Below are 26,684 nucleotides of genomic sequence, written 5' to 3' on the forward strand. Positions count from 1 at the left end.
GCGGGCCGAACTCACCCTGGCGAGGAGCAGTGGCCTGCAGGAAGGGCCGCCAGATGGTCGTGCAGCCAGTTCGCGACCTCCGTGAGGTCCGAGGTGCCCTCGTCGAAGGACCCCGAAGCGGGCGTGACGGCGATCGCCACCCCAACGGTGCCGGTTGGAGCGTTCAGGGTGCCGATCTGCCTGACGAGGTAGTTCCCGGTGGGCGACGGACCCCACCCGCCCTTGAAACGCGAATCGGGAATGGTGCCGATGCCCCAACGCTGATCGGACACCACCTCGCCCATCAACGCGAAGATCGGGTCGTTGCGAGAGTCGCAGACGGCACTCGAGAGGAACTTCACTTGATCCTCGAGCGACCAGTCCGTCTGGCCGAAGGCAGTGAACTCGGGTCGCACTTTCCGGTATTCGACGGTGGTCGGGTCTCCGGTCTCCTGCAACACTGCTTCGACGTCGTGCGCTGCGGTGACCGGATCGCCGAGCCCCGCCCAGATGGATTCGGCCGCCGCGTTGTCGGATTCGGTGATTGCCGCAGTCATCGCGGCTGTGGGAGTCGGCGAATTCTCCTGTCGCAGTGCAGCAATCGCCAGCGGTACCTTGATCGTCGACCAGGCCGGACCGCTTTGCAGATCGCCCATGGTGATCGGCGGTTGGTTGGAGCCGACCGCGGTCACCGCGATGCCGACCGGGGCGTGCAGTTGCGTCTGCAGCTGGGCGAAGGCGGCTTCCAGATTCGACGGCACGGTTCCGACCATCGGCGGCGCCGCCGGTGCCTGCGGGGCTGACAGGCTCGATTGCGGGGACGACGCCGTACTCGGCGAGAGATGGCGGCCGACAATCACCCCACCAGCGGATATCGCGACCGTCACCAAGACGAAGGCCGTGCCCGCGACGATCCAGCGGGCTGGGTTCCTTCGTTTCGGCATACGTCTAGTGTCGCTGGTCGGCGCCAACGCCTCCGTCACCACTTCCGACGTGTCGCCGGGCAGCGCCCCGCGCTGCTACGAGGCAGGGGCCTTGGCCGTGAGATAGGCGATGATGCCCTGCATCACGGCCTCGGCATACCGTGCCCGGCCGTCGGCCGACTGCATCTGGACTGCCTCGTCGGCGTTGCGCATGTTGCCGAGTTCGACCAGGACAGCGGGATACTCCGCCAGATTCAGGCCTGCAAGGTCAGCGCGACCGTACAGACCGTCCGAACCGATGTACGTGGACTCCTGCAGACCCGCCGCCACTAGCGAATCGCGCATCACCGTCGCCAACTGCATTGCGGGACCGGCCTGAGCACCGTTGAGCGGCGGAGACGAGTAGTTGACGTGGAACCCGTGTCCAGAAGGCGGCCCACCGTCGGCGTGAATACTCACGATCGCGTCGGGATGCATCGCGTTGGCATTCGCTGCTCTCTGGTCGACGCAAGGACCCGCGGAGTCGTCATCCGGCCGGGACAACTCCGTTCTGACACCAATCTGATTGAGCGCGACGGCGATTCGCTGCACGACGTCCCAATTGAAGGCGTGCTCGGGGTAGCCGGAGTCGGTGGCGGTGCCGCTGGTCTGACAGTCCTTGGTGCCTCCCCGCCCGGTGGGCACCTGCCGGTCGAGACTGGAGTCGTTGACGCCACTGTGCCCGGGGTCGAGGAAGACCGACATCCCTGCCAGGTTCGGAGCGCCGAACGCAACACCAGGGGTAACGCTCACGAGGGCACACACCAGAGCCGCGACGAGCACGGCGCGCGAAGTACGCATCGCACCATGGTGCCTCAGCTGGGATGGATGGCCGATCCGTGCGCCGTTCATCGCAGGAAGGTCGACAAAGCCTGTGGCCACGCCGCGGGCAATTTATGCTGACGGCGCGGGCCCGTACAGCCCTACGGGAACCCGCATTCACTCATCAGCAGTTCGGGGAACTCAGAAGTGGTTCGGGGGAACTAACTATGGCTGTCCCGCCCGTGATAGAGATCCGGGAATGGGGTCGTCCCCCCCGGCGCCTGACGTTGAGCCGGCCAGTGCTGATGGGCCGGGAATGTGCAGGGGAGAACGTCGCCGACGACGAAGTCTCGCGACAGCACCTGCGGTTGGTGCCGAGTCCCACGGCGCTTTCGGTGGTGGACCTGGACAGCCGCAACGGCACCACGGTCAACGGCGTTGCGCTGACGGGCCGCGGCACGTTGTCGGCAGGCGACGTCGTACGGTTTGGCCGCACCGAGCTCATCGTGCTGAGCGCTCCGGCGGCAGTCGAACAACCGGCCGCGAGGTATGAGCACGATCCGACGAGCCTCATCGACCTTGGCGCGGTCGCTCACCTCCCGCCACCGCCGGCAGCGGCGGACCCCACCCGTTCGGGGGCGTTGCAACTCGCCGAACGCATCCTGGGGATCGACCCGACGGGCACCCATGAGCTGTTTCCCGCCTACACCGATCTGCCGAAGACGGTGCCGCTGCGGGTCTGGCAGGTGCTGCGCGGCTGCAGCGTACTGGCCTATCTGGCGGTGATCGTGGCGCTGTTCGTGCGGCCCGCAGGCGGACTGTTCGTGTTCTTCCACGTCATCGTCCCGCTGTGGCCTGCGCTGTTCTTCATCGCGCCAGGAGTGTGGCGCAACATCTGCCCGCTCGCGGCGTCGAATCAAATTCCGCGCGTCGCCGGGTTCAGCCGCGCTGGCACTGCGCCGAATTGGTTCTCGCGCAACGGTTTCCTGATAGCCACCAGTTTGTTCCTTGGCATTGCCGGTGCACGCATCGCCGGTTTGGACCGCAACGGTCCCGCGATGGCCGTCGTACTCGCGGTGATCATTGCCTCCGCCTTCACCGGAGGGGTGTTCCTGAAGGGCAAGAGCGGCTGGTGCAGCAGTGTGTGCCCGCTGCTTCCGCTTCAGCGCGCCTACGGGCAGACGCCCTACGTCACGTCGACCAACAGCCATTGCCGTCCCTGCGTTGGCTGCACGAAGAACTGCTATGACTTCAAGCCGAGGGCGGCGTGGCAGGCGGACATGGCCGAAGCCGACCCGAAGTGGAGTGCGCCGCGGATGCTGTTCGTCGCCGCGCTGCCCGGTTTCATTCTCGGGTTCTTCACCGTGCGTGCGCAGGTCGACGCCGCTACCACCGAAAAGTACGGCTTGCTGGTACTTTTCGTACTCGTCAGCGTCGGACTGTTCTACGCGGTCAACGCAATGACCCCGTTGAGCGCCGCAATGCTGACGGTCGGATTTGCTGCCATCGCGCTCAATGCGTATTACTGGTTCACCGGACCGATCATCACCGATTCGCTCGCGCAGGTCACCGGAATCCAGGCCGCATGGCTGCGCTGGCCGATCACCATCACGATCGCCGTCTTGACCGTGCTGTGGATCGCCAGGACGAGGGTGAGCGAACTGCAGTTCGCCTGGACCACCGGCACACGCAAGGAACCCGTGCTTCTGGAATCCCCCAAGGTGCGCGCCGCGCCGTCCGCCGAAAGCGCCGCGGCGCGAGTGCGTTTCGGAGTCGACGGGCCGCCGGTGGGCGCCGACGTCGGGATGAGCCTGCTCGACATCGCCGAGAAGGGCGGCCAGCCGATCGAGGCGGGCTGCCGGATGGGGGTGTGCGGGGCAGACCCGGTCGCGGTGCTCGCCGGGATGGACCAGCTGTCGGCGCCGGAGGCCGACGAACTGAAGACGCTCAAACGGCTGGGCCTTGGCGCATCGAGCCGGATGGCCTGCTGTGCGCGCATCAAGACTGGCGAGGTCACCGTCTCGCTGACCCCCGAACGGGCCACCACGACCGGTAGCGCACCGGTGAGCTACGACAAGTCCATCGTCAGCGTCGTAGTGATCGGCAACGGCATCGCGGGGGTGACCGCCGCCGACTTCATCCGGCGCGGTCACCCCGACTGCGAGATCCACCTCATCGGGGCCGAGCCCCATGCCCTCTACAACAGGATGGGCATTTCCCGCCTGGTGTACGGCCGTTCGGCGATGCAAGGTCTGTACCTACTACCCGAACAGTGGTACGACGAGCACGCCGTGACCGCGTGGCTCAACACGGTGGCGACCGGTATCCACTTGCGCTCGCGGATGGTACGGCTGGGCACCGGGGACACGCTGCCCTACGACCGACTGATCCTGGCCATGGGCGCCAGCGCGGCGATCCCGTCGATCGACGGGATCAGAAGGCCAGGCAGTTTCGTGCTCCGCGAGGCCGGCGACGCGATGCGCATCCGCGCCTACGCTCAGCAGCACCGCGCCCATCGTGCGGTGGTGGCCGGCGGCGGGCTGCTGGGGCTGGAGGCGGCCTACGGTCTGCACCAACTGGGGCTCGACGTGACGGTGCTCGAGCGTGGTTCGCGGCTGCTGAGCCGTTCGGTCGACCCGCGATGCTCCGAGATCGTGGCCGATCATTTCGCCAGGGTGGGAATCGCGGTGGCACGCAAAGCCGAAACCGACCATGTCGTCGGGTCACCGGCAGTCACCGGTGTGGCGCTCAAAGATGGCCGCACCCTGCCGTGTGAGGTGTTCCTGGCGGCGACGGGCAACAGTCCCAATGTCGCGCTGGCCCGAGACGCAGGGGTACCGGTGGGCAAGGGCGTGCTGGTCGACGACCGCATGCAGACCTGGGTGCCCGGCGTGTTCGCCGCGGGAGACGTCGCCGAGCATGGCGACAAGGTACTGGGATTGTGGCCGGTGGCCACCGAGCAGGCGGAGGCCGCGGCCGTCAACGCGTTGGGCGGGCACCAGGTCGTGCCCATGGAAAACCCTGCGACCATCCTCAAAGGCGTTGATCTGGAACTCTTTTCGATCGGAAAAGTGGAACCTGAACCGGGCGACGAGGTGGTCACGTCGGATCTGCCCGCCATCCCCTCGTACCGGCGCCTGGTGGTTTCGCGGGGCCGTGCGGTGGGGGCTACCGTTCTGGGTCACCACCCCGCCGACCTGGCCGCGGCGCAGAAGGTGGTCCGGGACAACGCGGCGGTAGGCCCCATGTCGATGGGGATGCTGCGCTCAGGCAATTGGAGTGTGCTCGGCGACCGCGAACGGTTGGCCTACTGAGCAGGACCGGTTGCTTGATACGTCAGCATCTTCGAGCCGATCCGAAGACACCATCCGGGCTGCAGCACCACGGGTTGTACGCCGACCCTGGTCCATTCCGAGGCGCCCGGTGCGGCGACGTACGTGCCTGCCGGCGTGCCGGCATCCCGCACAAACACGGACTCGGCGCCCACGGTGACGTATGCGTGCACCCGGGATATCTGCGGGTCATCGGCCAGCACGATGGGAGAGGCCGCCGAGTCGCGCACCATCGGGTCGGCCAGCGGGTTGCGTCCGATCACATAGGGCCGGTCCAGCGGGTAGACCGCATCGCCACCAGTGGTCAGGGCACCGGCAACCGGGCGCGGGTTGGCCGTCTCGGCGGCTGGTGCCTGTGCCGGAGGTCGGGCCCGAGGGGCTTGGCGCGGCGGCGGGTCACGCCTCTCGGGCGTGTGTGGTTGGGGTGCAACCGGTTTCGATGAATCCAACTTGAGCGCGGCAAAGCCTCCGGCGGGTACCACGCCCGCGCGCAGGACTGTGTGGCCTCCCATGCCGACCGCCAGGCCGCCCGGGCCGCCGATCGTGACTTTGTCGATTGTTGGGGGGAGCGTTTCGTCGACCCAGGTCAGCGCTCGCTCTCCAGTCAGCCTGCGGCCCTGGCCATCGGATTCGACGTCGGCGGTCACCGGCCCTCGCAGAATCAACAGCAGACCGTCAGCGGTGGGAGCGACGAGACCGAATGGGGGAATCAGGGCCGAGTCGGGACCCAGTGCGATGGTGGCGAGCGCCTTGGCCAGAGCGCGACCGGGCGACTCGACGCCCGCGGTTGCGTCGAGGGCGGCCAGCAGGGGAGCGGCACCAGCGGTCTCGTCCGCGATGTACATCACCGCATCGCCGGTGCGTGCCACCAGACCGTCGCCGCGCCCGACGGCCACTCGGTAACTTCTCAGATCCACCCCGGGCCGCCCGTCGTCATGGTTGTCAGGGCATCATCTTGCACGAATCCATCGGCCGCCGGTGCCGGTCGGCGACGACGGATGTGGTGTCCGTCACGAGGTGATGTCGCCGGGTTTGACCGGGTGCGGTAACGGGTAAAAAATTGTGTCTCCGTGGAGCGGGCATCGGGGCCTGGCGCCGGGTCGGGAATCAGTATGAGGCGGTGGAGTCGAAATGAGCGTGATCAGTCGTCTGTTCGGTGCTGCGGTGGTTGCCTTCGCGGGGGTCGTGAGCCCAGCGATCGGTATGCCGTCCGCGTCCGCTGCCCCGTGTTCCGATGTCGAGGTGCTATTTGCGCGCGGCACATTCGAGCCACCAGGCGTCGGCGACACTGGGCAAGCCTTCGTCGATGCGTTGCGCGCGAAACTCGGCGGCAAGTCGGTCGACGTGTATCCGGTGAACTATCCGGCGTCGCTCGACTTCTCCACTGCCGCCGCGGGTGTGATCGATGCGAGCAACAAGGTCCGCGACGTGGCGGCAACCTGTCCGAAGACCAAGATGGTGCTCGGCGGTTACTCCCAGGGGGCGGCCGTGATGGCCTACACCACCGAGGACTCGATACCCGCCGGCTACACCCTGCCGCCCGGCATCACCGGCCCGATGGCGCCCGAGGTGGCCAACCACGTCGCGGCGGTCGCTCTCTTCGGAAAGCCATCCAGCGGCTTCTTGCAGCAGATCTACACCGGAGCGCCGCCGATCTCAGTGGGTGACCTCTACACGGGGAAGACCACGGACATCTGCATTCCCGACGATCCGGTCTGCGCGCCGGGCGGCAACGACCAGGCCGCGCACACCCAGTACGCGGTGAACGGGCTGGCCGGTCAGGCGGCCGACTATGCCGCAAGTCGCCTGAGCGGAAGCGGGGCGGGTAGCCAGTAGCGCCCACTCGTCACATCTTGATCGCTGCGGTCAGCCGCTCGAGGTTGGGCCGACCAAGGCGTGCAGATGCATGTCGTGCCATCCGTCGGTGTGCAGCCCCGCGCTGCGCTTGGTGCCTTCGAAGGTGAAACCGGCCTTTCGGGCGACGCCACACGATGCCGCGTTGGCGGTCGAATGGTGCAGGAACAGCCGATGGAATCCGGCGCCGAACGACCAGGAACTGAGGATCCGCACCGCGGAACTGGCAGTGCCGCGGCCCCGAGTCGCGGCGCGAACCCAGTACCCCACTTCAGCCTCGCCGGATTCGAGGGACATGGCGCAGAGCGCCACCCTGCCGAGCACTTCGCCGTCTGGCGCCACTACTGCCCAGTTCGCGCTGGACTCGGCGCGCCATCGCTGCGAATACGCTTCGATCAGCTCTTCCGCCTCTCCAATCGAATCGACCGCACGAGTGTGCCAGTGTCGAACGGCCGGGTCGCGGAATGCATCGACGATCCATGGCGCGTCTGCAGGCACCCAAGGCCGCAGAAGCAAATCCGCCCCCGACATACGAGGTTGTTCGACCTCGCCCAGCGAGCCGGCCGCGATGACCGGAGCAACGAGTTGGGGCATTCGGCTCTCCTCACTTCGGTTGGCGGAGCACGTCCGTCACATCTTGATGGCCGGAATCAATCTCTCGAGGCTCCAGAGTCGGTCACGTCGGGCGGACAGGCAAGAGATCGCCAGTGCGACGGCCCATATGCCGAGCAACACGATGATCGCCTGCCACAGCCTGCCGTCGATTCCGCCGAGGATGAGTTGTCGCAATCCGTTGACACCGAAGGTCATCGGGTCGAAGCCGTGCAGCGTCTGGAACGGCTGCGACGTGGTCTCCACGGGGTACATGCCGCCCGCGCTGACCAGTTGCAGCATGAGCAACGCCATGATCAGCACGCGGCCCACGGCTGGGCCGACGAGTGCGTTGATCGCCTGCGTCGCGGCCACGAACGCGAACGACACCAGGATCATGAATCCCAACATCGCGACCGGATGCACCACCTGCATGCCAAGGGCGAACCGCACCACGCAATACAGGATGATCGCCTGGAAGATCCCGATGGCCGCGGCGGGCAGATAGCTGGCGAGCACCACCCGGATCGCGAGCACCTCCGCGGCGATCGCGCGACTCTGCAACGGCCGCAGCACCATCCACAGCACCAGCGCGCCGAAGAACAGGGCCAGCGTGAGGAAGAACGGGGCCATGCCGGTGGCGAAGTTGGGTGCGGGGTTGTCGTCGGTGACGTTGAGTTGCACCGGTCCGCCGATGGTGTCGGCGATCGCATTCTTCTGCTGGGGCGTCCAGCTGGGCACCTGTTTGGCGCCGTCTCCGAGCTTGGTCGCCAGCTCGGCCGACCCGGTCTTGAGTTGGGCCGACCCGGATTTGAGCTGTGCGGTGCCCGACTTGAGCTGCCGTGCGCCGTCGTCGAGTTGTACGATGCCGCGCGACAATTGGGCATTGCCGGAGGCGAGTTGCTGGGCGCCGTCGCGTAGTTGGTTCAGCTTGCTGGTCAGCTGCTGGCCGGTGCTGCCCACCTGATCGAGGGCCGTTTGCAGAGGACTGCCCGGTGTGCGCAGCGTCGACGTCAGCGATATCGCGGCGTTCTGTGCGTCGGTCAGCTGCTGGTGGATCTGGGGTGTGAACTGATGCGCCTGGAGCTGGTCTTGCAGTCCGCGCAGGGTCTGGGCGGCGCCGCCTGCCACCGGATCCGGGCTAGTGGACAGCTGTTGGATGACCGACGCGATCACGGAGGCGGCGGCGTCCTGCGCGGATGCGATCGCGCCGATCTGGTCGGCGGCTTGCCCGATCGCGTTGGCGCCGTTCTGCAGCTGATCGGTGTTGCCGCCGATGAGTGACAGCGCCTTGGTCAGCTTGAGCAGCGGGTCGGTGGCCTGATCGATGCCGGTCGAGAGTTGCTGGGCGCCGGTGACTAGCCTCGCCGAGCCCGAGCGTGCGGTATCCAGGCCCGATACCAGGCGACCGGCGCCATCGTCGGCCTGCCCTATTCCGGTGTCGAGTTTTGCCGCGCCGTCGGCGAGCTGCTGGGCACCGTCGGCGGCCTGCTTGATCCCCGCACCGGACGAAACCACTTGAGACAGAACCTGATTGACGGCCTGCCCGGAGATCCGGGACGATACCGCGTTGAGTACCTGGCTCATCGCGCTGCGACCGATGCTCGACGAGATGTAGTTGTTGGCGTCGTTGTACACCACGCGCATGTCGGCCCTCTTCGGCTGCCCGGTCATTGGCGAGGCGACCGCTTCGCTGAAGTCCGCGGGCAACTCGAGCATGAAGTAGTACTTGCCGTGCTCCACGCCGTTGCGTGCTTCCTCGGCGTCCACGACGTGCCAGTCCAGGCTCTTGTCGGCCGTCAGACTCTTGGCGATCTCGGCGCCCGCGTTGATCTGCTGGCCGGATACGACGGTCCCGCGGTCGGCGTTGACAAGGGCCACGGGCATCTTGTCCACGTTGCCGAACGGGTTCCAGAACGCCCACAGATAGAGCGCCCCGTACACCAGCGGCAGCAGCATCAGCACCACGATCGCTATGCGCGTCATCCGGTTCCGGCCGAAACGCTTGAGCTCCGAACCGAATGCGAGTCCAGCCAGCATTGTCAGTCCCTCCCGGTCAGAATGCGGTGATCGTGCAGATCGTGCTCGGGAGCTTGCGCGCCCAGTGGGTTGGTCACCCCGACGATCACCGTGCGTTGCGTCGCGATCGCGCCGAGTCTCTCGACCGCGACCGCCCGCCGTGAGATGTCGCGAACCTGTTCGAGGTCCCCGACCACGAGGATGGGGCGTCCCGACAGCAGTGCCAACGTGATCCGCAGCAAGAACAGCTCTAGGTCGGACAACTCGACGATGAAGGTGTCGGCAGAGGGCGGGCGAATCTCGCCGAACACCAAGTCCAGTTCGACCCGGCCGGCGTCGATCGGCACCCGCGAGTACCACGGCGCCAGCCACCGCCGTTGCTCGGCGAGCACGGTCTTCACGGTCACCGACTCGTCCAGTTCGTCGATGTCCTCGAACGCTGCGATCACGCAGTGCCTGCGGATGGCACGCGGCCCGGTGTCGCCGAGCACCGTCAAACTGCCGTGGCTCGGTTTGAAGCGGCCCGCGAGCGTCAACAACAGTGCGGTCTGCCCCGGTCCACCGGGCATCTGAATGGCGTGAAATCCCGACGTGAGCGCAAGGTCGATGCCCGAGAACAGCGGCCCGTGCTCACCGTCCACTCCCAGTCCGGTGGCGGTGATCAGCGCTGGGGCGGGGGGAGTATCGGTCGACTCCTGCGGCGCTTCGGCTTCCTGCTCGTCTGGTGCGTCCACGGGGTTGCTCTCTTCAGGTGCCACCCGCTCACGCTACGGGCGAGGCGCCGAAGTCACGCGATCGAGCGGTGTGGGGAGGACGACACCTTGGTCGGCGAGTGATGTCAAGACGTCGTTGAACAGCGTGGCTTGACCGCACAGTTCTGAAGCCACGTTCTAGTCAAGTCCCGTTCGTCGGGGATCCCAATATGTCCTCACACGGGTCATGCGTTGTGCGTGTCCGGCTGCTTTCAACGCTCGGCGGATCGCGGCGATGGTCGTAGAGCGGCCCGTGAGGATGAGCGGCGACTCGTGGTGCTCGGCGGCGGCAGCGACGACCAGTTCGACGAGCGACGGAAGGTGATCGTCTGCCTCCTCGCGCGTGACGAGCATGGGTTCCAGTCCGAGTGCACGAAGTGCAGTCGGACTGTCGGCGCCCACCTCGAAGATGTCGCGCACGGGATGGAGGTTCGGGTGAGCGGCCGTCCACGCCATGCGAAGACCTACCGACGTCTCGTCGCCGACGAAGATCGGCGCGCTGGAAAATCTCCTCAGGTCGATCGACCGGTGAGGGCCGACGACCTGGACGGAGTCGTCAGCCGCGACGTTCTGGGCCCAGGCGGAGCCCGGCCCGGCCCCGTGCAAATAGCTGAGGATAGTGGTGTCACCGGTGGTGTTGTCCCAGCGGACTGGCGTGTAGGTGCGCATCGTCAACCCATCCCTGGCGACGCGGAGTTGGATCTTGTCGCCCGGGGTCCAGGAAGCGACGCTCGTCAGGCTGATCTCTCGAAACGGTCCCAGGTCGGAGACCTTCGTGACTCGCACGGCGCGGAAGAGCCGGTTCGACACCGTGTCGGCGACGAGGTCGTGGAGGCGGCTCATGAATCACACGTCTGGGTGAGCTGCGCTCACTTCGGCGCCATTCCAGTAGGCCGGCGGCGGGTCGAAGACGGGTGTGATCGTGCGGGACGCGAGGCGCCAGCCATCCGGCGTCCGAACCCAGCGGTCGGCGATGTCACCGACCGTGCGAATGGTGATGTCCGAGCCCTCGTCGCGGCGATGGACGCACTCCAGCCACTCGATGTCGACGGCATCGCCATCGACAGCGAGGATCCGCAGGTTGGTCCACTGATGCCGCGTCTCGAACGGCGCCGCGGCCCGCATGGTGATCCACTGCTCGAACTGTCCCCGGGTCAGGTCGACTCCCGGGCCGCGCAAGGCAAAACCTTCAGTGCACAGCTTCAGCACCCAATCAGCGGGATCGCCATGGTCGCCCCACGCGCAGGAATCGCTGAGGAGCTGCTCGAGCTCCATGTGTTCGGACGGCTCAAGTAACATGCAAGTGAACCTACTTGTGCGAGTTACTTGCAGTCAAGAGTCATTGGCATCAAGATGGTGGTGTGCGGGCGGATCTGCCGCCCGCAGGAGTTGATACAAGGAGACACAGCACATGGAGACACGTCCCATCGGCAGCCTCGAGGTCACCGTTGTCGGCCTCGGGACCAACAGCTTCGGTGCATACATCGACGAAGCCGTCGCCAAGGAAGTGACCAACGCCGCCCTCGACGCGGGCATCAACTTCTTCGACTGCGCCGACGTCTACGCCAGCGGCGCGTCGGAGGAAATCCTCGGTAGGACGCTCGGCTCGCGGCGTGACGACGTCGTGATCGCCACGAAGTTCGGCATGCCACTCTCCGACGGGAAACCCGATGCGTCGCCCGAGTACGTGCGCACCGCGTGCGACGCCAGCCTGAAGCGACTCGGCACCGACCGCATCGATCTCTATTACCAGCACATCGCCGACTCGACGGTGCCGATCGAGGAGACCCTCGGCGCGCTCGACGAGCTGGTCAAGGCCGGCAAGGTTATCGAGATCGCGTGCTCCAACTTCGCGTCCAGCCAGATCGACGAAGCAGCGAAGGCGTCTGCGAGCCTGGGTACGGCGCGGTTCGTGGCGGTGGAGAACGAACTCAGCTTGCTTCGGCGGGAGACCTCCGGTGCACACGCAAGCACTCTCGAAGCGCGACCCGCCCGCGGAGCCGAACTGATCGCGACGGCCGAGCGCCACGATCTGGCGGTACTCCCGTACTTCCCACTGGCGAGCGGCATGCTCACTGGCAAATATCGACGGGGCGTGGAGCCTCCCACCGGCACCCGGTTGGGCACGGCGCCGGAGGAGCGCAGGGCTTCAATGTTCAAGGCCTTCAAAGACTCGTTGCTCAACGAGAAGAACTTCGACATCGTCGAGGCTCTCGAGGCGTTCGCCGCTGAGCGCGGGCACACGCTGGTCGAACTGGCGATGTCGTGGCTGGCCTGTCTGCCCAGGGTCGCAACGGTGATCGCCGGAGCGACCTCGGCGGCGCAGGTGAAGTCCAACGCCAGTGCCGCAGGCTGGGTTCTGACCGACGCCGACATGGCCGAGGTCGATCGGATCACGCTGTAGCAGGCGTATGGCGGCCGACTTGAGCCCGAAGGCCACAGGTCGGCCACCATGCCGTCTATGGGGTGACAGGCGCGGGGTGGTATCCCACCAGTGACACCGGCTCGAGGAATGCCTCGAAGCCGTATTCGCCCCACTCCCTGCCGTTGCCGGACTTCTTGTGCCCGCCAAAGGGAACGGTGGGATCGAACAAGTCGGTCCCGCTGGCGATGACGGCCTCCGCGAGCTCGGGCGAGCGGCGCTCGTATTCGGCGCAGATCCGCTTGAGCAGCGCCATCCGTTCCTCGCGGGACGTCCTCGAGTAGGTAGCGAACGCCCGGTAAGCGGCTGTCACGGCGCGGTCCACGTCAACGGCGCCGCCCAGCGCCACGCTGCCGATCACTTCCTCGGTGGCTGGATCTACCACTTCGTGGACCCTGCTCCCAGACGAATCGACCCATTGTCCATCGATGTAGTTCTTGGTGTAATTCCGCATGGCAAGTCCCTTTCAGCGGGTTCGGAAGACTGGGACGAAGCGCGATCTGCGGCGCTCATCCGTTTGGCGCGAGTCAGAGGATCGAGGGGACCATCGCTTCGATGACGGTGGGGCCCGGAGTGGCGAGGGCGCGGCCGAGCTGGTCGACGAATTCATCGGCAGTCGTGGCCCTGGTGGCGTTGACACCGAGGCCCTTGGCGATGGCGGTGAAGTCCATGTCGGGGCGGGACAGGTCGAGCATTGCCTTGGCTCTGGGGCCGCCGGCCCCGGCACCGACCCGGCCCAGCTCCATGTTGAGTATCGCGTAGGACCGGTTGTTGAACAGGATGGTGGTGACGTCGAGGTTCTCGCGGGCCATCGTCCACCACGACTGCATGGTGTAGAGCGCGCTGCCGTCGGACTCGAGCGCGATCACCCTGCGGTCGGGGCACGCGACGGCTGCGCCGACCGCTACTGGGAGTCCTTGGCCGATGGCGCCGCCGGTGAGGCACAGCCAGTCGTGCGGGGGCGAGCCCGCGGAGTATCCCGCGGCCGACAGCCCCGAGGTGTTGCCCTCGTCGGAGACGATCGCGCCCTCGGGCATCAACGCTGCGAGCGCGGCGCAGACGGCGTCGGCGGTGAGTGTGCCGGTCGGCAGCCCGGGGACGGCTGCTTGTTGCACGGGTGCCGTCGAAGCCCCGACGCGTTCGGCGAGCATGGCCAGCGCGGTGGCGAGGTCGCCGTCGGGCGGGGCGAGCACGTGGATGCGGCAGCCCTCTGGAACCAGGTCGCTGGCCTTGCCCGGGTAGGCGAAGAACGAGACCGGCGCTCTGGCGTCGACGAGCACGATATGGCGTAGGCCGTCGAGCTGCATCGCCGCCAACTCGGCGAGGTAGGCGAGGCGGTCGACCGGCGCCCGCCCCGCGCCGCGTTCGAGCCGCGCGGGGAACGTCTCACACAGCAGCTTGGCGCCGGTGGCGGCGGCGATGCCCGACGCCTGGGCCAGCGGCTCGGCTCGACACGCCCGTCCGCCCACGAAGACGCAGGCGGGCTCACCCGATTGCAGCGCGGCGGCGACCTCGGCGATCGCTGCGTCGTCGGGCGACTCCAGACGCGTCGGAGCGGACAGCCGGCCGGGCACGCCGCCCTCCGACCACGACACATCGGCGGGCAGCACGAGCGTGGCTACTTGGCCCGGCGGGCCGCTGGCCACGGAGACGGCCTCGGCCGCGTCACCGCCAACCTCGTCGGGCTTGGCCGACCAGCGGATGAACGTCGACACGTTGCGTGCCACCGTCTCGATGTCGGACTCGAGCTGGGCGTCGTACTGCTTGTGGTACGTGGCGTGATCACCGACGATGTTGACGATCGGCGTGCGGGCCTTGCGGGCGTTGTGGAGGTTGGCGAGGCCGTTGCCCAACCCCGGCCCGAGGTGCAGCAACGTGGCGGCCGGGCCCCCCGTCATGCGGCCGTAGCCGTCAGCCGCCCCGGTGGCGACGCCCTCGAAGAGCGCTAGCACGCTGCGCATTTCGGGCACGGCATCGAGGGCGGCGACGAAGTGCATCTCCGAAGTACCCGGGTTCATGAAGCACGTGTCGACGCCGCAGTCGACGAGCGTGCGGATCAGGGCTTGGGCACCGTTCATGTTTTGCGTCATGTGTCGTCCTCGTCGAAGATGGTGCCGCCGAGCGCCTGCCCGGGGCGAAGATGTCGTGGAGCTCGGTGCGCCCCACCTCCACCGATTGGCTACTCCGGCAGCGAGTTACTCAGTCGCTCCGTGGCGGCGAGGTAGTCCTCGATGAACGCCATCACCACGTCGCGGGCCGGCATCTCCTTGTTCATCAAGCCGACGCCCTGCCCGACCCAGTATGTGGCCAACGCCTTCGCGCCGGGATGACCTCTGGCGGCCAACGCGTCGATGCGGCGCAGCGCGGGCTCGCTGATCATTGACTGCAGCGGCAGCGCCAGCGGCTGCTTACCGCCCTCGTGAGGCTGCCAGGCATCGGTCCATTCCGACACCAATTGCCGAGACGGTTTTCCGGTGCGTCCGGCCGAACGGATGGTGTCGCGTGAGGTCGCGGCGAGCATCCTTTCGACGGTGTGCGGCGCGGTTTCGGCTTCCTCGGTGGTGAGCCACACCGAGCCCGTCCATGCGCCGGCCGCGCCCATCGCGACCGCGGCGGCCATCTGCCTTCCGGTGACGATGCCGCCAGCGGCGAGGACCGGGATGGCGTCGCCGATGGCTTCCAGAACTTCGGGAATCAGAACCATGGTCGTGACCTCGCCACAGTGTCCGCCGGCTTCGGTGCCCTGTGCGACGAGCAGGTCCACGCCGACGTTGACCTGCTTGATCGCGTGCTCCTTGGCTCCGACCAATGCAGCCACGCACACCCCGTGTTCATTGCCCGCCTCGATCATGTAGTCCGGCGGCACACCGAGCGCGTTGGCGATCAACTTGATGGGATGGCTCATCGCCACGTCCAGCAGCGCGCGGCCGCTGTCACCGGTCAGTGCCGGCGCGCCGACCCGCGCAGTCTGCTCGGTGTCGATGTCGTGGCGGGCCAGTAGTTCGGCGACGAAGCGTCGATAGTCGTCCGGGATCCGCTCGGCCAGCTGGTCGCGGGAAAGTTTCTCGCCCTTGCCCTCGAACTTCCCCGGCACGATGATGTCGGCGCCGTACGACTTGCCGTGCACGTGCTCGTCGATCCAGGACAGCTCCTGCTCGAGCTGGTCCGGGGTGTACGCGACCGCGCCGAGCACGCCGAATCCGCCGGCATTCGTCACTGCCGCAACGACATCGCGGCAGTGACTGAACGCGAAGAGCGGGAAATCGATACCGAACTTCTCACAGATGGCTGGCTTCACAGCGGGAGCCCTTGGCCGATTGCGAGGTGTCGTGTCATGTGGTCCTCCGTCGAAGATGGTGTCGGGCCGGCACTCAGTGATGATTGTGCAAGTAACTGTTGACTGCAAGTTACTTGCGCACGTAGGTTGACTTGCATGTTGGTCGAACCGTCAGAGCGCAAGGAAATCGAGCAGCTGCTCAGCGACACCTTCGCGTGGGTTGACCACGGCGAGGCCGATCGCGTGCCGAAGTTATGCGCCCAAGGGTTCGCGCTGCACGGGCCAGGGGTCGACCTTGACCTGGAGCAGTTCGAGAAGATGATGACCGCCCGGGTCGCGGCGTCGTATGAGACGCGGCATCAGTGGAGCGGCCTGCGGGTCCTCGCCGTCGATGGCGATGCCGTAGACATCGCGTTCGTGATGTGCGTTCATCGCCAAGACGAGGGCGCGGAGGTCACCACGCGCACGATCGCCGACTTCGCCGACCGCTGGGCACGGACGCCGGAAGGCTGGCGCCTCGCGTCCCGCACGATCACACCCGTCCTCGACGCGCCGCCGGCATAGCCCGTGCAGCTCTTTCAGACGACTGTGGGTGCGGCCCGCCGCGACGGCGACGAGAAGCGTCCGTGACCGTCGGCCAACCGCCCTCGCCCGTGGCACCTGAACGCGAACCCGACAGGAGCGGTGCACAGATGACCGAACGGCCCGAATTGCTCGACGCGACCGATGAGATGATCGACGACGCGGTGAAGTACGCCGACCCCATGGTGCTGCGCGGTCTCCTCTATCAACTCACGGGCGATGAGAGCCTGCAAGCCACCGAAGTCACGTCAGTACAGCTTGGTTTCCTCGAGGCGCACATGCCGGCCAGTCCGGCGGCGTGGGCGCTGATTCAGTCCAAAGCAGCAGAGTTCTTGAAGTCCTACCGTGACCGCGGGGCCGGTGACATCTCCATCGGCCCACAGACGCGCCTGCAACGCAGCCTGAGCCTGGCCGCTGGAGTCGACATCCCCGACACCGAAATCGAAATGTGGCTCGAGCAACTGGCTTTGGACCCGTGGGCGCGGGGTCACGCCTGGCACGAGCAGCAGCCCTCCCCAGAACGACTCCAACAGTTCTCGGTCGCGGTGATCGGCGCCGGTATGGGCGGGCTCAATGCCGCCGTCCAGTTGAAACATGCCGGAATTCCGTTCACCCTTCTCGAGAAGAACTCCGCGGTGGGGGGGACGTGGTACGAGAACCGCTATCCCGGCGCCAGGGTCGATTCACCCAGCCGCGCCTACACCCATATTTACGGCGTCGACTTCGAACTCCCCGGTGCCTTCTCAGAGCAGGCGGCCAATGAGAAGTACTTCAACTGGGTCGCCGATCACTTCGACGTCCGCAAGCACATCGAGTTCGACACCGAGGTCACCTCGATGATCTGGAACGAGGACGACGCGGTCTGGGAGATCCGGGCGGAAGGTCCCGATGGACCCTGTCTTTGGCGAGCGAACGCGGTGATCAGCGCAGTGGGATTCCTCTCGCGCCCCAACGTTCCCGACATCGAGGGGCTCGACGAATTCGCCGGCTCCACCTTCCACACCGCCCGCTGGCCTCAGGGCGCCGACCTCACCGGCAAGCACGTCGCGGTTATCGGCACCGGCTGCACTGGTTACCAACTGGTGCCCGAACTGGCGAAGTCGACCGGCCACCTCTATGTCTTCCAACGCACGCCCAGTTGGTGTTTCGCGGTTCCCGGATACCTGGCCACCTTCCCCCCGCAGGTGAGCTGGCTGGACCGTAACCTGCCGTTCCACACCAACTTCATGCGCTTCCGGTCCAGCTGGCCCTTCGGCCCGCAAGGCATGATGCGCGCATTCGAGATCGACCCGGCGTTCGACGATCCGCACACCAGGAGCGAGTGGAACCACCGGCTGCGTGAGGGCCGCCTCGAGTTTCTGCGCAAGAAGTTCGCCGATCGCCCCGAACTCGTCGACAGGATGCTGCCTACCGCGCCGCCGATGTCCTCACGACCGGTGCTGATCGACGACAAGAACAGCATCTATGACGCGCTGCTGAGACCCGACGTCACACTGGTGACGGATCCGATCCGACGCATCTCGCCGACGGCGATCGAGGTCGACGGCGTAGGCACATGCCCGGTCGATGCCATCGTCTTTGCGACGGGCTTCAAGGCGAACGACTTCCTGTGGCCCATGGAGGTGCGCGGACGCGGCGGCAGGCGCGTCGAGGAGCTGTGGCAGAAGGATGGTGCCCGCGCCTACCTCGGAACGATGCTGCCGGGGTTCCCCAATTTCTTCATGCTCTACGGGCCGAACACCAACGCCACCGGGGGCCTCGGAATCGTCGATGTCGAGGAGATGGTGACCAGATTCATCCTCGGGTGCCTCGCACACCTGGCCACCGACGAGAACCAGTCGATGGTGGAGGTGACCATGGACGCGTACCGGCGATACAACGACGAACTGGATCGCGTGGAGGCCACCAAGATGTATACCGACCCCCGCGCGCAGAACTACTTCAAGAACGAACACGGGCGGTCAGCAGGCAACCTTCCCTTCGACATACGGAAGATGTGGCGGTGGCTCCGCAACCCGGAAAATGCCCGTACTGCTTCTGAGCGGCAGGCCGCTGGTGAGACGGCCACCGACTGCGCCGTCGTGCCACAGTTCGGCCACGACCTCGTCGTGCAGTGAACGTGCGGTTCGGCGTCAGAAGCCGAGTTCGAGCTCAGAAGCCGGGTTCGAGCTCGACGCCGAAGGAGTTCAGGCTGAAGGCGACCACGTGGTACTGGCCCACCAGGATCGGCAGCTCGATCAGCTGCTTTTCGTCATAGCGAGCTGCAAGCGCGGCCCACGTCGTGTCGCTGATGTGGCTGTCGTGGTGGAGCTCGTCGGCCGCGGTCAGAAGGACGGCGTCCTCGCCGCTCCAGCTCGCGTCGGTCGGTCCGTTGCGGACGCGTTCGATCTCCTCGTCGGTTAGGCCAGCCTGTTTGCCGAGCGCGACGTGGTGGGCCCACTCGTATTGCGCGTGGCAGTTCGAGGCGGTGCGCAGGATGAGCAGCTCGCGGTCACGGTGGGGGAGAAGCGAACCGTAGAGGAGCCCACCCGACAGCGGCGCCCACAGGCGGAACAGCTGAGGGTGGCGCAGGAGCGTGGTTACGACGTTGCTCGCCCCGGTCCCGTCACGGTTGATCCTGTCGACGAGGTCGGCGTGCTCCGCCTCTAGCTGGTCGGCAGGCAAGGGTGCGATGCGCGGTCCGGTCATAGGCTGACGGTACAAGGAACTGGGTATTGCAAGCAACTTGCGTAACCATGTAACTTGCATATAGTGGGCAAATCGCCCCACGCACCAATGGCCATCCACCCGAGGAGCCCCCATGGCTAGGACCCTGCCGACCGAGCCGGTCGCGCCCTACAAGCTGGCCCACGCGGTGCTGCGCACCGCCCATCTGGACGAGACGATCCGCCACTACGAGTTGCTGCTCAATGCCCGGATGGTCTTCGACCAGCGCCCCTACGGGGCTGCGATCACCTATGACGAGGAGCACCACCGCCTCGCGTTCGTCGCCGTGCCCGAGCTGGCCGACAAGAGCGCGGGCGAGGGCCTCCGCGTCGCCGACGCCACCGGCGCCGTCGGGGTGGACGTCGCCGTGGCCCCGGGCCTCGAGCACCTCGCGTTCGTCTTCGAGTCAATGGGGGCGCTCCTCGGCATGTACGTGCGGGCCAAGGCGGCGGGCTTCAAGCCGGTGTACTGCATGAATCACGGTGCGACGGTGAGCATCTACTATGCGGATCCTGACGGCCACAAGAACGAGATGATGGTCGAGGCGATGCCGATGGAGCTGGCCGACGAGTGGATCCACAGCCCGGAGTTCGCCGTCAATCCGGTCGGCTGGCCCTTCGACCCTGAGGACCTGCTGGCTGGCTACGAGGCCGGAATGCCGCTCGCCGAGCTGATGACGATTGGTCGCGACCAATACGCGACCAGTCCTTCCGGAACTTGACCCCGCCGGTTACGCCGCAAAGCGACCGGCTCGCCAAAGTCGGCAGCGACTCGACTCTGCGAGGGACTAACATTTACAAGTCCCCTTTGAGGCGGGAGCCCGCAGTGCCCGAGAATGCCTATGTCCGCCCTGTGCTCGGTCGGCGTGACCGCAAGCGCCTCGAGACGCGAAATGGCCTGGCGGCAGTCGCGCTCGAGCTCTTTGCCGAACGGGGTTTCGACGCCGTCACCGTGAACGACATCGCGGATCGCGCCGATGTCGACCCCTCCACGTTCTACCGCCACTTCGGCTCCAAGGAGGCGGTGATCTTCTCGGACCTCGGCGACTGGACCGGACACCTCGGCGACGCCGTCCGCGCCCAGCCGGCCGAGCTGCCCCTGCTCGAGACGATGCGCACGGGCCTCAAGGACCTCGCGGCGAATCTGATGGTCGACGTCGACAACGAGCGCCACCGCGCCCAGCTCACCAAGTCCTCCCCCAGTGTCCGGGCCCAAGGACTCGCCGTTCGCGAGGCACTGATCGAGGGGGTAGCTCTGGCCATCGCCGACCGCATGGCCGTTGACCCAGCACGCGACGGTCGACCGTACCTGCTCGCCGCCTCCTGCATCCTCGCCGCCAACTGGTATCGCGACTATGTAGTGCGGACCGGCGACCTGCCCAGCTCGGCCGAAGATGCAGTCGATCGCATCATCGACCTCGTCCGGGGTTTCGTCGCCGCGTCCGCCGAGTAAGATGCGATCAACAATCTATTGCTAGTGACTGGCGTAATGCTGTAACTTGCATGTATCGGGCGCCCTTGCTCAACGCCGTCGGGGGGCCGGCTGGCACCGGTCGCCTTTCCGTCCCGCCACCGTCGAGGAGCGTTCCAGGTATGACCACCGCATCAACCAACGTCGTCTCGCTGCCCTTGGCCCCCGGCCGGTGGGCGGTCGACCCCCACCACTCGTTCGTCGGGTTCGCCATCCGGCACCTCGGCGTGTCCAAGGTGCGGGGGCGCTTCAACCGCTTCGACGCCGAGATCGTCGTCGGCGACACACTCGACACGACCACCCTCACCGCAACCGTCGACGTCGCATCGATCGACACGGCCAACGCCGACCGTGACAAGAACGCTTTGTCACCTGCCCTCCTCGATGTCGCGAAGCGTCCGACCATGGTGTTCCGTTCCACTCGGGTGACCGGCGCAGGCTCGGAGTACCGGGTCGACGGCGAGCTGACGATCGGCGAGGTCACCCGTCCGACCGTCCTCGCCGTCGAGTTCGGCGGCATCGAGAGCTTCCCGGGCGGGCCGCGCCACGCCGGCTTCGAGGCCACGATGGAGGTCCGCCGCAAGGACTTCGGCATCGATGTCCAGCTGCCGCCCGGGGTCAGTGCCGTCATGCTCGGCGAGGTGGTGAAGGTCGAGCTCGACTTCGAGCTGCTCGAGCCAGCCAGCTGACGGCGCCGTTCGCGACCGCGGCCAACGTCATCCAGCTCGCGTCATTGCCACACGACCTCCTTCTCGGCGCGTCCTCATGACGCCAGCGTCGTGGCGTCGACGTCGACTGCCGCGGCCACCCATCGTTCGATGAGCGTGAGGACGAGATCTCGCGCTCGCTCGCCGAGCGTGGGCCAGCCCAGGATTGCGCCCAGCGGGAACACCACCAGGAGGGCAGTGGCCCGCAGATACTGCTCCCAAGCGGTGTCATCATCGATGACGAGCCCGGCGGAGCCGAGTGCGCGGACATATCGGCCGACCAAGTCGCGGTCGTGTCCGCGACGGACGGTCGTGTCCAGGCCCTGGGAGAGGAAGTAGGCGACGTCGTAGATGCCGCTGGCCCGCGTGCAGAACTGAAAATCGACGACGGCTACTTCGTTGCCGTCGAAGAACAGGTTGTCGACCCGCAGGTCGCCGTGCGCGAGGCAGGCCGGATCTGTCAGCGAAGCCGCCAGCTCGAGGGTCAGATCGGGCAGGCGTTCAATCAATCGGTCGACGGCGGGCGGGTGGTCCTGTCTGCGGTTGGCGAGATAGATCTCCCACCCGAGCGGGATGACGGAGCCGAGTTGTCCGACTTGGTCGACCACTGCGGGAAAGACTGCTGGATCCAGGGGTGGACGGTTGGGCGAAGCTCCCCAAGCGTGGAATTCGGCAAGGGAATCGATCACCTGGCCGGCCCGACCGAGTTGCAGGCCCTCGAGATGGTCGGGTGCTTCGAGGAGGCCGAGATCTTCGAGGAGGAGCACCATCGCGCCGGACTCCTCGAACTCCGCGTAATACGCACGTGGCGTTCGCAGCGGGCAGGACCTTGCCAGGTCCCGGTAGAACACGACCTCGCGCTGGTACACGTTGGCGCCCTTGGCCGTGGCCCGGTACAGCGCGGACGTCGCAGGAATTTTGAGGATGAGGCTCTCGGGCCCGTCGCCTTGCAGACGTAGACGAAACAAGTCGGACAGGAAGCCGGTGCCAACGGCGATCTGCTCGGCGGCGACTCCCGTCACGGTGCCCTCGGAGGCGAGCGCACCGTCGGCTCGCAGCACTGCAGTCAGCCACTCGGGCGTCACCTCCCCAATCGAAAACGGCATCGACGCAGACGAACTCGCGGCCACTGAACCCATGCGTGTGACAGTAGTGCGTTTATTTGCGGATCCGCAACTATCTGCATAGGCTGACGGGATGCAGGAGCTACTACCCGAACTCGGCTTCTATGTCTTGGGCGGCGCGCCGGAGTCTCCCCGCGCGCTCATCGACGAGGTTCGCGACGCTGAGGATCTCGGTCTCGGCGCTCTCTTCATCTCCGAGCGGTTCGACCTCAAGGAGGCGGTGACCCTCTCGGGCGCCGCCGCTGCGGTCTCCAGTCGTCTGCGCATCATCACCGCGGCCACCAACCACAACAGTCGGCATCCGATCGTGACCGCCTCCTACGCCACGACGATGCACCGCATGACCGGGGGGCGCTTCACGCTTGGCCTCGGTCGCGGTATCCCACTCCTTCTTGACGCCATGGGGCTGTCCCGCATCACCACCGCCCAGCTCGAGGACTTCGTCGGCCTGATGCGCCGTCTGTGGAAGGGAGAGGCGATCATCGGCCACAACGGACCAGCCGGGTCCTATCCGTTGCTTCGGCTCGATCCAGGGTTCGACGAGACCATCCCGCTCGGCCTGGTGGCGTTCGGTCCCAACTCGCTCGCCCTCGGCGGCCGATTGTTCGACGACGTCATCTTGCATACGTACTTCGCCGATGAGACCTTGGCTCGTTGTGTCGGGATCGTGAAGGACGCGGCCGCCGACGCCGGCCGCGACCCGGACGACGTGCGGGTGTGGTCCTGCTTCGCCACGATCGGTGACCACATCCCCGAGCCGCTGCGGCTCAAGAAGTCCGTCGGCCGGCTCGCCACCTACCTACAGGCATACGGCGACCTGCTCGTCGAAACCAACGGCTGGGACCCGGTGGTACTGGCCCGCTTCCGCGCCGACCCGCTCGTTGCTGGCTTCACCGCTTCGATCGACGGGCACGCCACGACCGACCAACTCGAGCACATCGCCACACTCATCCCCGAGGAGTGGCTCGCGCCCGCTGCAACGGGCATACCCGAGGCGTGCGCCCGTGCCATCCGCGGCCAACGTGCCCTCGGTGCCGACGCCGTGATCCTGCACGGCGCCACGCCCAGCGAACTGGCCCCCGTCGTCACCGCCTACCGCGAGGGCCAAACCAGCCCGTAGGGGATCCGGCGGGCAGAATCGAGGAATGCCCGCTTCGTTCCAACGGCCGACGCAAGCCGAACGGGTCGACCAGTCCACCCATCGCCTGCTCGAAGCGGCTGCCCAGCTCGTGGCCGAGCAGGGTTACCACCGGACGACCGCAGCCCAGATCGCCGAGCGGGCCGGCTACAGCCGGGAGATGGTCCGGGTGCGCTTCGGCTCGAAGGCCGGACTGATCGCCGACATCCTCGCCAGTGATTACCAGCGACGTCTTCTGAGTGCTTCGGTGCCGTCGGCCAACACTGGGCTCGCTCGACTGCGCGCGTCAGCGCACGCACTCAAGGAGCTCGCCGACGAATCGTCCGTCTTCCTGCGAGCGGTCTTCGTCCTGAACCTCGAAGCCGCCACGTCGATCCCCGAGCTCCAGCCGCGCATGACGGTGTGGCTAGGGGAGGTCGAACGGAACTTCCGGGCGCACGTCGCCGAAGGCATCGGTGATGGTTCCATCCGGCTCTCGGTCCACCCCGAGAACAAGGCCAGAGAGCTCCTGGCCCTCACCATCGGCTCGGCCTACCTGTACTTGCTTGACGGCGACCAGACCGACCCCAGCCGACTCCTCCAGGCCGCACTCGACGACATCGAGGCCGATCACTGACATCCCGCGGTCGGGGACGAGAGCAGCGAAACAGGTGTCTGCGGTGGCCACTGTCCCCGCCGAGGCGTCGGTGTCGGCGACCAGAACGCGCCAGCGTAGGCCCACTCCTTTAGAAAAGGAAACCGCCGTGCAAGTAGTGCAGCCGCGCCGAGCTAGCTCAGCTACGACCAAACCGGTCGCAGTCCAGTAGGCGACCGTTTTGGTGCGCCGTGACAGGGTTCGGGATATTCGTGCCGACAGCCAAGTCGATCTCTCCGTTTGACATCTGGGTTTCGAGGATGTGGGCGCCGAGACCGATGAGCAAATGGGTTGTGCCAGTGCCGCTGTCACCGGGCAGCACGACCGGCTCGCTGGCCTTGAGATAGCGCCCCAGAGGCCAGGTTGGCCAGTTGGGCAGGCTGAATGGCGGCTGCAGCATCGATGTCGAACTCTGAAAGACGTTTGGCTCGACGGAGTTTCGCTTAGTTGAGGGCGCGCGAAAGTTGGCGACCCCCTCAGTCGACGCGCTCGGCGTGCACCACCATGAAGGGCATGTGCAGCACCCTGTCGCCACCCAGCAGCGGAGCAATCGTGGCGTACCGGCCGGTTACGTCCCGCATCTGTTCGAGCTGTTCGGGGGCCATTTGTTCCCGGATCGGTGCCGGGATTTCGTCCACACCACCGCTGAGCGCGGCGCCATTGCCCAGGTAAGTCGTCGGGCCGAGGAAGTTGATTCGCCACCCGTTCGCGGTGAGCGTGCTACGGATGTTCGACTCCGGCACGGCACCCATCGACGCGATGATGCCGTTGACACTGCGGTCGGAAAAACAGTAGATGTACCAGCGGGCGCCGGGTCGCGTCGACCTGTGCAGGGCGGCCGCGTATGCCAGGCGGGCTTCGTCGTCGAGGCAGTGATACAGCGCGCTGTCGATCACCGTGTCGAACCGTCCGTCGTACCCGGTCAGGTCCGTTGCGTCGGCGACGCCGAAGGTCACCGTCACTTCGGCCTCGGCAGCCCGGCCGCGGGCCTGCTCGATCGCGGCGGCAGACCCGTCGAGCGCGGTCACCGAATGTCCCCGGGAGGCAAGGAAAATGGCGTTGTCGCCGAGGCCGCAGCCGATGTCGAGCACGTCGCCGGTGATGGCACCGAGCGCTTCGAGTTCCATTAGCCGGGGCTGCGCCTGGGCGATGTCCCAGGGAATCGCGGTCGGTGGCGGCGCCCCTGCGAAGGTGGGCTCGCCGCGGTAGAGCTTGTCGTACATTTCGGGGGGCGGAGTGAAGGTCCCTGGAGTCGTCACTCTCGCAGCGTACTTCGCAGCTCGGTCGGTGCGGTGCGGTGCTGCGCCCACATTCTGCGAAACAGAATCGCACGCTCGCATGGGGCTTCATTCCGCATACCCGCGACGTCGTCGTCCCCGGAGCGAAGGAAAGGCAGGTGTCTGCGGCGGCCACCGTCCCCGCGGCGGCGTCGGTGTCGGAGAACCAAGCCGTGGTGCTGCTCTTCGTCAATCAGACCGTAAACCTGGACAACATCCGTAACGATGAAAACCTTGTCCGTCAAGCCTTGCATGGCGTCTCCCGCAACTGCACGACACGACTCTCGAACGCATTGCGGCGCAGCGGCCGCCGCCTTGAGGGTTGAGTAGGCGGACTACTCGATGATGGGCAGGAACTCCGGGGCAAAGAGGTCGCTTACCGCTGTCCACGGAATGGTGATCGTGTGAAGTCCGCGACCGAATTGATAGTCAGGAAAGTGCAATTCAACACCGCCGGTCCTCGGAACCCAGTATTTGAAGTTTATGTCGGTGGGAGCCAAGCCGGCGCTGTACTGCTCCCAACCGCCCAGTGGCGGCGGATATGCGGTCGGCAGAATCGCTTTCGTCAGTTCAGACAGCCGAGCGAGGCCGACGCGTTCGTCCCGGAACAAATTGTCCCAGACGATCTGGACACCGCTGCGAGCGTCGAACACTCGCGTCGCCACCGTCTGAAAAGGCATGTTTGGCATGTCGGTGTTGTACTCGCCAAGAAATACCTCGGAAATAGTGATTGGACGGAAGTCCAGCGTGCCGGTTGTGTGGAACGTCCAATGGTTGGTCTTACTTGCGCTGGCTACGTGCAACCAACCCTGGCCATGGGCCTCGTCTTCGAGGATACCGTTGATCGCGTCTGTGATTTCCTGGTCGCCACCCGCGATTCGTTGATATTGAACAGTCCAGTCCCCCAAACCATTTGGGCTCCCGCCAGCCAGCAGATCCGGCACCACGGAGTAGCTGACACCATTCGACACGGAGTCGGCGTGAGCATCGCCCGCAGACCACAAGAAAGTGGTTGCGACTGCCATCAGCGTGATGCGGCCGATATTCGCAAGCTTCACGCCTGCCCCCACGGCGAGCCGGCAATCACGGGTAAGCA

Annotated in this window: 27 protein-coding genes; 11 read left to right on the top strand and 16 right to left on the bottom strand. The window is 66.3% G+C overall.

What is annotated here, in order from left to right:
* Positions 1-11 precede the first annotated feature (11 nt).
* A complete protein-coding gene (locus HNP02_RS17610) occupies positions 12-923 on the bottom strand; it encodes a hypothetical protein (protein ID WP_255506603.1) in 912 nt (303 codons plus the stop codon).
* A gap of 75 nt (positions 924-998) precedes the next feature.
* Entirely contained in the window at positions 999-1,742 is a 744-nt protein-coding gene (locus HNP02_RS17615; protein WP_184440673.1) for an Rv3717 family N-acetylmuramoyl-L-alanine amidase, read from the bottom strand.
* 188 nt (positions 1,743-1,930) lie between these two features.
* On the opposite strand from HNP02_RS17615, the gene HNP02_RS17620 reads away from it, so the two are divergent.
* A complete protein-coding gene (locus tag HNP02_RS17620; protein ID WP_184440675.1) occupies positions 1,931-5,017 on the top strand; it encodes an FAD-dependent oxidoreductase in 3,087 nt (1,028 codons plus the stop codon).
* Here the strand turns inward: HNP02_RS17620 and HNP02_RS43730 are convergent.
* Entirely contained in the window at positions 5,011-5,931 is a 921-nt protein-coding gene (locus HNP02_RS43730) for an FHA domain-containing protein (protein WP_184440677.1), read from the bottom strand. The genes HNP02_RS17620 and HNP02_RS43730 overlap by 7 nt on opposite strands.
* Positions 5,932-6,166: 235 nt before the next feature.
* Here HNP02_RS43730 and HNP02_RS17630 point away from each other — a divergent pair, with 235 nt between their 5' ends.
* Entirely contained in the window at positions 6,167-6,871 is a 705-nt protein-coding gene (locus HNP02_RS17630; protein WP_184440679.1) for a cutinase family protein, read from the top strand.
* Between the two features lie 30 nt (positions 6,872-6,901).
* On the opposite strand, the gene HNP02_RS17635 is transcribed toward HNP02_RS17630, so the two are convergent.
* The 5 genes from HNP02_RS17635 to HNP02_RS17655 form a co-directional block, all read right to left on the bottom strand.
* Positions 6,902-7,483, bottom strand: coding sequence for a GNAT family N-acetyltransferase (locus HNP02_RS17635; RefSeq protein ID WP_184440681.1), 582 nt, complete (start codon positions 7,481-7,483; stop codon positions 6,902-6,904).
* 36 nt (positions 7,484-7,519) lie between these two features.
* Positions 7,520-9,520, bottom strand: a complete 2,001-nt coding sequence (locus HNP02_RS17640; protein ID WP_184440683.1) for a YhgE/Pip domain-containing protein — start codon at positions 9,518-9,520, stop codon at positions 7,520-7,522.
* Between the two features lie 2 nt (positions 9,521-9,522).
* Positions 9,523-10,164: a hypothetical protein gene (locus tag HNP02_RS17645; protein ID WP_221317730.1), complete on the bottom strand. Its 642-nt coding sequence runs from the start codon at positions 10,162-10,164 to the stop codon at positions 9,523-9,525.
* 225 nt (positions 10,165-10,389) lie between these two features.
* Positions 10,390-11,094, bottom strand: a complete 705-nt coding sequence (locus HNP02_RS17650; RefSeq protein ID WP_184440685.1) for a siderophore-interacting protein — start codon at positions 11,092-11,094, stop codon at positions 10,390-10,392.
* 3 nt (positions 11,095-11,097) lie between these two features.
* Entirely contained in the window at positions 11,098-11,550 is a 453-nt protein-coding gene (locus tag HNP02_RS17655; protein WP_184440687.1) for a nuclear transport factor 2 family protein, read from the bottom strand.
* Between the two features lie 112 nt (positions 11,551-11,662).
* Here HNP02_RS17655 and HNP02_RS17660 point away from each other — a divergent pair, with 112 nt between their 5' ends.
* Positions 11,663-12,655 carry an aldo/keto reductase gene (locus HNP02_RS17660; protein WP_184440689.1) on the top strand — a complete coding sequence of 331 codons (993 nt, stop codon included), beginning with the start codon at positions 11,663-11,665 and terminating at the stop codon, positions 12,653-12,655.
* Between the two features lie 55 nt (positions 12,656-12,710).
* Here HNP02_RS17660 and HNP02_RS17665 read toward each other — a convergent pair whose 3' ends face one another.
* From HNP02_RS17665 to HNP02_RS17675, 3 genes are all read right to left on the bottom strand, one after another.
* Positions 12,711-13,127, bottom strand: a complete 417-nt coding sequence (locus tag HNP02_RS17665; protein ID WP_184440691.1) for an aldehyde dehydrogenase family protein — start codon at positions 13,125-13,127, stop codon at positions 12,711-12,713.
* A gap of 73 nt (positions 13,128-13,200) precedes the next feature.
* Positions 13,201-14,751 carry an acetolactate synthase large subunit gene (locus HNP02_RS17670; RefSeq protein ID WP_184440849.1) on the bottom strand — a complete coding sequence of 517 codons (1,551 nt, stop codon included), beginning with the start codon at positions 14,749-14,751 and terminating at the stop codon, positions 13,201-13,203.
* 101 nt (positions 14,752-14,852) lie between these two features.
* The gene (locus HNP02_RS17675; protein ID WP_184440701.1) at positions 14,853-15,971 is read right to left on the bottom strand and encodes a nitronate monooxygenase; all 1,119 of its coding nucleotides are present in this window, start codon (positions 15,969-15,971) and stop codon (positions 14,853-14,855) included.
* Positions 15,972-16,106: 135 nt separating this feature from the next.
* On the opposite strand from HNP02_RS17675, the gene HNP02_RS17680 reads away from it, so the two are divergent.
* Together HNP02_RS17680 and HNP02_RS17685 are read left to right on the top strand one after the other, a co-directional pair.
* On the top strand, positions 16,107-16,514 hold the full coding sequence (locus HNP02_RS17680; protein WP_184440702.1) for a nuclear transport factor 2 family protein: 408 nt from the start codon (positions 16,107-16,109) through the stop codon (positions 16,512-16,514).
* A gap of 128 nt (positions 16,515-16,642) precedes the next feature.
* On the top strand, positions 16,643-18,649 hold the full coding sequence (locus tag HNP02_RS17685; protein WP_184440704.1) for an NAD(P)/FAD-dependent oxidoreductase: 2,007 nt from the start codon (positions 16,643-16,645) through the stop codon (positions 18,647-18,649).
* 34 nt (positions 18,650-18,683) lie between these two features.
* Here the strand turns inward: HNP02_RS17685 and HNP02_RS17690 are convergent, their stop codons facing one another.
* Positions 18,684-19,220, bottom strand: coding sequence for a carboxymuconolactone decarboxylase family protein (locus HNP02_RS17690; RefSeq protein WP_184440706.1), 537 nt, complete (start codon positions 19,218-19,220; stop codon positions 18,684-18,686).
* 112 nt (positions 19,221-19,332) lie between these two features.
* Between HNP02_RS17690 and HNP02_RS17695 the strand changes: the two genes are divergently transcribed.
* The 3 genes from HNP02_RS17695 (at position 19,333) to HNP02_RS17705 (ending at position 21,397) form a co-directional block, all read left to right on the top strand.
* Positions 19,333-19,959 carry a VOC family protein gene (locus HNP02_RS17695; RefSeq protein WP_184440708.1) on the top strand — a complete coding sequence of 209 codons (627 nt, stop codon included), beginning with the start codon at positions 19,333-19,335 and terminating at the stop codon, positions 19,957-19,959.
* Between the two features lie 104 nt (positions 19,960-20,063).
* Complete coding sequence (locus HNP02_RS17700; protein WP_184440710.1) at positions 20,064-20,690, top strand: TetR/AcrR family transcriptional regulator; 627 nt, start codon at positions 20,064-20,066, stop codon at positions 20,688-20,690.
* 140 nt (positions 20,691-20,830) lie between these two features.
* Positions 20,831-21,397, top strand: coding sequence for a YceI family protein (locus HNP02_RS17705; protein WP_184440712.1), 567 nt, complete (start codon positions 20,831-20,833; stop codon positions 21,395-21,397).
* A 74-nt stretch (positions 21,398-21,471) separates the two neighbouring features.
* On the opposite strand, the gene HNP02_RS17710 is transcribed toward HNP02_RS17705, so the two are convergent.
* On the bottom strand, positions 21,472-22,521 hold the full coding sequence (locus HNP02_RS17710; protein WP_184440714.1) for a phosphotransferase family protein: 1,050 nt from the start codon (positions 22,519-22,521) through the stop codon (positions 21,472-21,474).
* Between the two features lie 91 nt (positions 22,522-22,612).
* On the opposite strand from HNP02_RS17710, the gene HNP02_RS17715 reads away from it, so the two are divergent.
* A complete protein-coding gene (locus HNP02_RS17715; protein WP_184440716.1) occupies positions 22,613-23,659 on the top strand; it encodes a TIGR03857 family LLM class F420-dependent oxidoreductase in 1,047 nt (348 codons plus the stop codon).
* A 25-nt stretch (positions 23,660-23,684) separates the two neighbouring features.
* The gene (locus HNP02_RS17720) at positions 23,685-24,293 is read left to right on the top strand and encodes a TetR/AcrR family transcriptional regulator (protein WP_184440718.1); all 609 of its coding nucleotides are present in this window, start codon (positions 23,685-23,687) and stop codon (positions 24,291-24,293) included.
* Between the two features lie 157 nt (positions 24,294-24,450).
* On the opposite strand, the gene HNP02_RS17725 is transcribed toward HNP02_RS17720, so the two are convergent.
* Together HNP02_RS17725 and HNP02_RS17730 are read right to left on the bottom strand one after the other, a co-directional pair.
* Positions 24,451-24,711 (bottom strand): hypothetical protein, encoded by a 261-nt coding sequence (locus HNP02_RS17725; RefSeq protein ID WP_184440720.1) that lies wholly within the window; start codon positions 24,709-24,711, stop codon positions 24,451-24,453.
* Positions 24,712-24,787: 76 nt separating this feature from the next.
* Positions 24,788-25,534 carry a class I SAM-dependent methyltransferase gene (locus tag HNP02_RS17730; protein ID WP_255506649.1) on the bottom strand — a complete coding sequence of 249 codons (747 nt, stop codon included), beginning with the start codon at positions 25,532-25,534 and terminating at the stop codon, positions 24,788-24,790.
* A 74-nt stretch (positions 25,535-25,608) separates the two neighbouring features.
* Between HNP02_RS17730 and HNP02_RS17735 the strand changes: the two genes are divergently transcribed.
* Positions 25,609-25,914 carry a hypothetical protein gene (locus HNP02_RS17735; RefSeq protein WP_184440859.1) on the top strand — a complete coding sequence of 102 codons (306 nt, stop codon included), beginning with the start codon at positions 25,609-25,611 and terminating at the stop codon, positions 25,912-25,914.
* A 9-nt stretch (positions 25,915-25,923) separates the two neighbouring features.
* Here HNP02_RS17735 and HNP02_RS17740 read toward each other — a convergent pair whose 3' ends face one another.
* Positions 25,924-26,646 carry a DUF3298 domain-containing protein gene (locus HNP02_RS17740; protein WP_309241596.1) on the bottom strand — a complete coding sequence of 241 codons (723 nt, stop codon included), beginning with the start codon at positions 26,644-26,646 and terminating at the stop codon, positions 25,924-25,926.
* Positions 26,647-26,684 lie beyond the last annotated feature (38 nt).

This window comes from Mycobacterium sp. AZCC_0083 (genome assembly GCF_014202335.1).
GTDB lineage: Bacteria > Actinomycetota > Actinomycetes > Mycobacteriales > Mycobacteriaceae > Mycobacterium.

Coding starts and splice junctions, on each gene's coding strand:
- HNP02_RS17730 (WP_255506649.1), bottom strand. CDS start 25,534: ATGTACGACAAGCTCTACCGCGGCGAGCCCACCTTCGCAGGGGCGCCG.
- HNP02_RS17680 (WP_184440702.1), top strand. CDS start 16,107: ATGTTGGTCGAACCGTCAGAGCGCAAGGAAATCGAGCAGCTGCTCAGC.
- HNP02_RS17615 (WP_184440673.1), bottom strand. CDS start 1,742: ATGCGTACTTCGCGCGCCGTGCTCGTCGCGGCTCTGGTGTGTGCCCTC.
- HNP02_RS17655 (WP_184440687.1), bottom strand. CDS start 11,550: ATGTTACTTGAGCCGTCCGAACACATGGAGCTCGAGCAGCTCCTCAGC.
- HNP02_RS17620 (WP_184440675.1), top strand. CDS start 1,931: ATGGCTGTCCCGCCCGTGATAGAGATCCGGGAATGGGGTCGTCCCCCC.
- HNP02_RS17650 (WP_184440685.1), bottom strand. CDS start 11,094: ATGAGCCGCCTCCACGACCTCGTCGCCGACACGGTGTCGAACCGGCTC.
- HNP02_RS17660 (WP_184440689.1), top strand. CDS start 11,663: ATGGAGACACGTCCCATCGGCAGCCTCGAGGTCACCGTTGTCGGCCTC.
- HNP02_RS17725 (WP_184440720.1), bottom strand. CDS start 24,711: ATGCTGCAGCCGCCATTCAGCCTGCCCAACTGGCCAACCTGGCCTCTG.
- HNP02_RS17635 (WP_184440681.1), bottom strand. CDS start 7,483: ATGCCCCAACTCGTTGCTCCGGTCATCGCGGCCGGCTCGCTGGGCGAG.
- HNP02_RS17610 (WP_255506603.1), bottom strand. CDS start 923: ATGCCGAAACGAAGGAACCCAGCCCGCTGGATCGTCGCGGGCACGGCC.
- HNP02_RS17685 (WP_184440704.1), top strand. CDS start 16,643: ATGACCGAACGGCCCGAATTGCTCGACGCGACCGATGAGATGATCGAC.
- HNP02_RS17665 (WP_184440691.1), bottom strand. CDS start 13,127: ATGCGGAATTACACCAAGAACTACATCGATGGACAATGGGTCGATTCG.
- HNP02_RS17710 (WP_184440714.1), bottom strand. CDS start 22,521: ATGCCGTTTTCGATTGGGGAGGTGACGCCCGAGTGGCTGACTGCAGTG.
- HNP02_RS17705 (WP_184440712.1), top strand. CDS start 20,831: ATGACCACCGCATCAACCAACGTCGTCTCGCTGCCCTTGGCCCCCGGC.
- HNP02_RS17630 (WP_184440679.1), top strand. CDS start 6,167: ATGAGCGTGATCAGTCGTCTGTTCGGTGCTGCGGTGGTTGCCTTCGCG.
- HNP02_RS17720 (WP_184440718.1), top strand. CDS start 23,685: ATGCCCGCTTCGTTCCAACGGCCGACGCAAGCCGAACGGGTCGACCAG.
- HNP02_RS17690 (WP_184440706.1), bottom strand. CDS start 19,220: ATGACCGGACCGCGCATCGCACCCTTGCCTGCCGACCAGCTAGAGGCG.
- HNP02_RS17695 (WP_184440708.1), top strand. CDS start 19,333: ATGGCTAGGACCCTGCCGACCGAGCCGGTCGCGCCCTACAAGCTGGCC.
- HNP02_RS17640 (WP_184440683.1), bottom strand. CDS start 9,520: ATGCTGGCTGGACTCGCATTCGGTTCGGAGCTCAAGCGTTTCGGCCGG.
- HNP02_RS17670 (WP_184440849.1), bottom strand. CDS start 14,751: ATGAACGGTGCCCAAGCCCTGATCCGCACGCTCGTCGACTGCGGCGTC.
- HNP02_RS17715 (WP_184440716.1), top strand. CDS start 22,613: ATGCAGGAGCTACTACCCGAACTCGGCTTCTATGTCTTGGGCGGCGCG.